Source organism: Dietzia sp. SLG310A2-38A2, assembly GCF_014145095.1.
GTDB lineage: Bacteria > Actinomycetota > Actinomycetes > Mycobacteriales > Mycobacteriaceae > Dietzia.
Genome location: NZ_JAALDX010000414.1, coordinates 420 through 4,012 on the forward strand (window position 1 = coordinate 420; position 3,593 = coordinate 4,012).

3 protein-coding genes are annotated in these 3,593 nt (G+C 66.2%); 2 read left to right on the forward strand and 1 reads right to left on the reverse strand.

Features of this window, described 5'->3' with window-relative positions; translation table 11 throughout:
• Window positions 1-1,669 (reverse strand): asparagine synthase (glutamine-hydrolyzing) (asnB, locus tag G6027_RS14075; RefSeq protein WP_241727138.1); only part of this gene is annotated, 1,669 nt, incomplete at its 3' end.
• A 227-nt stretch (window positions 1,670-1,896) separates the two neighbouring features.
• Here asnB and G6027_RS14080 point away from each other — a divergent pair.
• Complete coding sequence (locus G6027_RS14080) at window positions 1,897-3,015, forward strand: cytochrome c oxidase subunit II (protein WP_182637715.1); 1,119 nt, start codon at window positions 1,897-1,899, stop codon at window positions 3,013-3,015.
• A 36-nt stretch (window positions 3,016-3,051) separates the two neighbouring features.
• Window positions 3,052-3,468 (forward strand): cytochrome c oxidase subunit 4, encoded by a 417-nt coding sequence (locus tag G6027_RS14085; protein WP_182637716.1) that lies wholly within the window; start codon window positions 3,052-3,054, stop codon window positions 3,466-3,468.
• Window positions 3,469-3,593: the final 125 nt, after the last annotated feature.

Here is a 3,593-nt window from a genome sequence, read left to right on the forward strand (position 1 = left end):
AGCCGAGCTTCTTCCGGTGCAGGACGTGTGCCGGCACGATCCGCTCGAGCGCCTTTCGGAGCGCGTACTTGGTGGTCCCGTGCGCCACCTTCTCCGTGTACGGCAGGCGGGAGGCGACCTCGTAGACCTCGCGGTCGAGGAACGGCACGCGCAGCTCGAGCGAGTTGGCCATGGTGACCCGGTCCGCCTTGACCAGGATGTCCCCGCGGAGCCACGTGAACAGGTCCAGGTGCTGCATGCGGGCGACGGGGTCCCACCCCTGGGAGCGCTCGTAGATCGGAGCCGTGACGTCCTGGTGGCTCCACTCGGGTCGGTAGTCGGTGAGGACCGAGCGAACCTGGTCCTCGGAGAACGAGCGCGCGTTGCCGTAGTAGCGGTCCTCGAGACTCATCGATCCTCGGTGCAGCAGGCTCTTGCCGCGGGTGCCCTCGGGGATCCGGGTGCTCGCCCTTCCCAGCGCCCGGCGGAGGCCGCCGGGGATCTTCTCGAACGGCGCGAGCGAGAGCGGCTCCTTGTAGATGGTGTATCCGCCGAAGAGCTCGTCGGCGCCCTCACCCGAGAGGACCACCTTGACGTGTTTGCGGGCCTCGCGGGCGACGAAGTACAGCGGGACCAGAGCCGGGTCGGCGACCGGCTCGTCGAGATACCAGATGATCTCCGGGATCGCGGCGGCGAACTCCTCGGGCGAGACCACCTTGACGATGTGCTCCACACCGATCGCGGCGGCGGACTCGGCGGCCACGTCGACCTCCGAGTAGCCCTCCCGTTCGAAGCCCGTGGTGAACGTGAGGAGGTTCTCGTTGTGGCGCCTGGCGAGTGCGGCGATCGCGGTGGAGTCGATGCCGCCGGACAGAAAGGAACCCACGGTGACGTCGGCGCGCATGTGCTTGGCCACGGAATCCTCGAGGGCGACGGCGATCTCCTCGTACCGGCGCTCGGCATCACCGTCGGCCACCGGGACCACGGGGAAGGTCGGCTCGAAGTAGCGCTCGATCGCCGGAGCGGTACCGGGGGAGAGGGTGGCGTGGCAACCGGACTCCAGGCGGCGGACACCGCGGGTCAGGGTCTCGTCCTCGGGGACGTACTGGAGGGTGACGTAGTGCTGCAGGGCGCGGGTGTCGAGTGAAGTGTCGACGGCGAGGAGGTCGACCAGTTCGGTGATCGACTTCTTCTCGCTCGCGAACGCGGTGCCCCCGGGCCCGGTCGCCATGTAGAGGGGCTTGATGCCGAAGGGGTCGCGGGCCACGAAGAGGGTGCGCTCGACGGTGTCCCAGATCGCGAAGGCGAACATGCCGCGGAGCCGGCGGACCGCTGCGGGGCCCCAGTGGTGGAACGCCACCACGATCGGCTCGCCGTCGCCCTCGGTCCGGAACTCGGCCCCGAACTCCTCGCGGAGCTGTGCACGGAGTTCGACGTAGTTGTAGATCTCACCGTTGAACGTCAGGGCGTAGCGGTCGGGGTTCTCCGGCGGCCCCCAGCGCAGCGGCTGGTGTGAATGCGCGATGTCGATGATCGACAGACGGTTGAAGCCGAACGCCAGGTCGTCGTCGACCCATGTCCCCACCTCGTCCGGACCGCGGTGACGCTGGCACCCCATCGCGCCCAGGACCCTCGACTCGTGGGTGCGGGCGGAGCCGTCGGGGGTGAGCAGACCAAGCAGGCCACACATTCGTCGGGTACCTCGTCGATCGTCGTCGGGGGTGGGGGATAACCCGCGTCTGCGGGCCACGATGGGTTCGAATACTACTGGTCCCGGGCGTCCCGACCGCCGCGCCGGACGGCGAAGGGGTGGGTTCGGTGAAATGCCGGGACCCGCGGCTTCCAAACTGAGAGCCGTGGTCTACGATTCCTAAGTGTCCCGGCCACGTGGTCGGTGCCGCTGATCAGGAAGGCGTGATGGTGGAACAGCGTGACGGGCGTCGTCGGACGCGCAGGGCTGCACTCGCGGTGTCGCTCGGCACATTGGGCTTGTTTTTGTCCGGTTGCAGCCTCCACACGGACAACAAATGGTGGAACCAGACCATGAACTTCGGGTTCCCCAACGGGATCACGCCCGAGGGAATCGCCATCCGCGAGTTCTGGACCCTCACTGTCGTCACCTCGCTGATCGTCGGGTTCTTCGTGTGGGGCCTGATCTTCTGGACGATGGCCTTCCACCGCAAGAGGAAGAACGACGACGGGGAGTTCCCACGTCAGACCGCGTACAACGTGCCGCTCGAGCTGGTCTACACCGCCGTGCCGTTCGTGATCATCTCGGTGCTCTTCTACTTCACCGTCATCACCCAGAACAAGGTCCTGGATCTCCGTCCGGAGGAAGAGGTCGGCGTCAAGGTCGACGTCACCGCCTTCCAGTGGAACTGGAAGTTCGGATACAACAAGGTCGACGTCGCGGGTGTCTCCATCGAGGACGGCACCAACGAAGAGGCCCAGCGTGACGCCGAGGAGGCCGGCGTGCTCTCGGATGAGCAGCGCATGGCGCTCGGTCACCATGGGGAGCCCGCCGCCGGTGGTCCGATCCATGGTCGTCTCGCCGAGGACAAGTCGTACCTGCACTTCAACAACATCGAGACCGTCGGCACCTCGGAAGAGGTCCCGGTGCTCGTGCTTCCGACCGGGACCCGTGTCGAGTTCCGTCTCGCCGCCGCCGACGTGATCCACTCCTTCTGGATCCCCGAGTTCATCTACAAGCTCGACGTCATGCCGCACCCCGGCCAGAACCAGCAGCTGAGCATGTTCCAGATCGCGGAGATCGAGCGCGAGGGAGCCTTCGTCGGACGCTGTGCCGAGATGTGCGGCGCGTACCACGCGATGATGAACTTCGAGCTCAGGGCGGTGTCGCCGGAGGCCTTCGCGGAGTACATCCAGTTCCGCCAGGACAACCCGACCGCCTCCAACGCGGAGGCGCTGGAGTCGATCGGCGAGGAGCCCTACTCCACGTCCACGGCACCGTTCAAGACCGGTCGCAGCGATACCCGCGACCAGAACAACATCATCGAGAACGCATCCGCTAACTGACGTCTCTCCCGGTATCACGCGAAGGGCTCCTGCACGATGAACGCAACAGTAAGAATCTTCGACGGACTGGTGGTCTTCCTCGCGATCCTGGCTATCGCGTACACCTACCTCACGGGCACCTCGCGTACGGGCATCGAGTGGGTGGGCTCCACCGCTCTCGTGCTCTCCGCCGGTCTGTGCCTGCTGATCGGTGGGTACCTCCGCTTCGTGGCACGGCGCATCAGCACGCTTCCCGAGGACTACGAGGAGGCGGAGATCTCCGACGGTGCCGGAGAGCTCGGATTCTTCAGCCCGCACAGCTTCTGGCCGTTCTTCATCGCCTCCTCGATCCTGATCGTCGGTTTCGGTGCGGCATTCTGGAACTGGTGGGTGCTGCTCGCTGGCGCGACCGCGTTGATCATCACCTCCTGCGCGCTGGTGTTCGAGTACCACTGGGGGCGCGAGAAGCACTGACGGCCCGCCCCGACGAGGCCCCTACCGCGATGAGCGGTGGGGGCCTCGTCTGTATGTGGACGCCGTCCGCAATCGGGATCTTGTCCCGCGCCTGGGTAATGCGGCTCTTCGCATCTGAGTGTGGG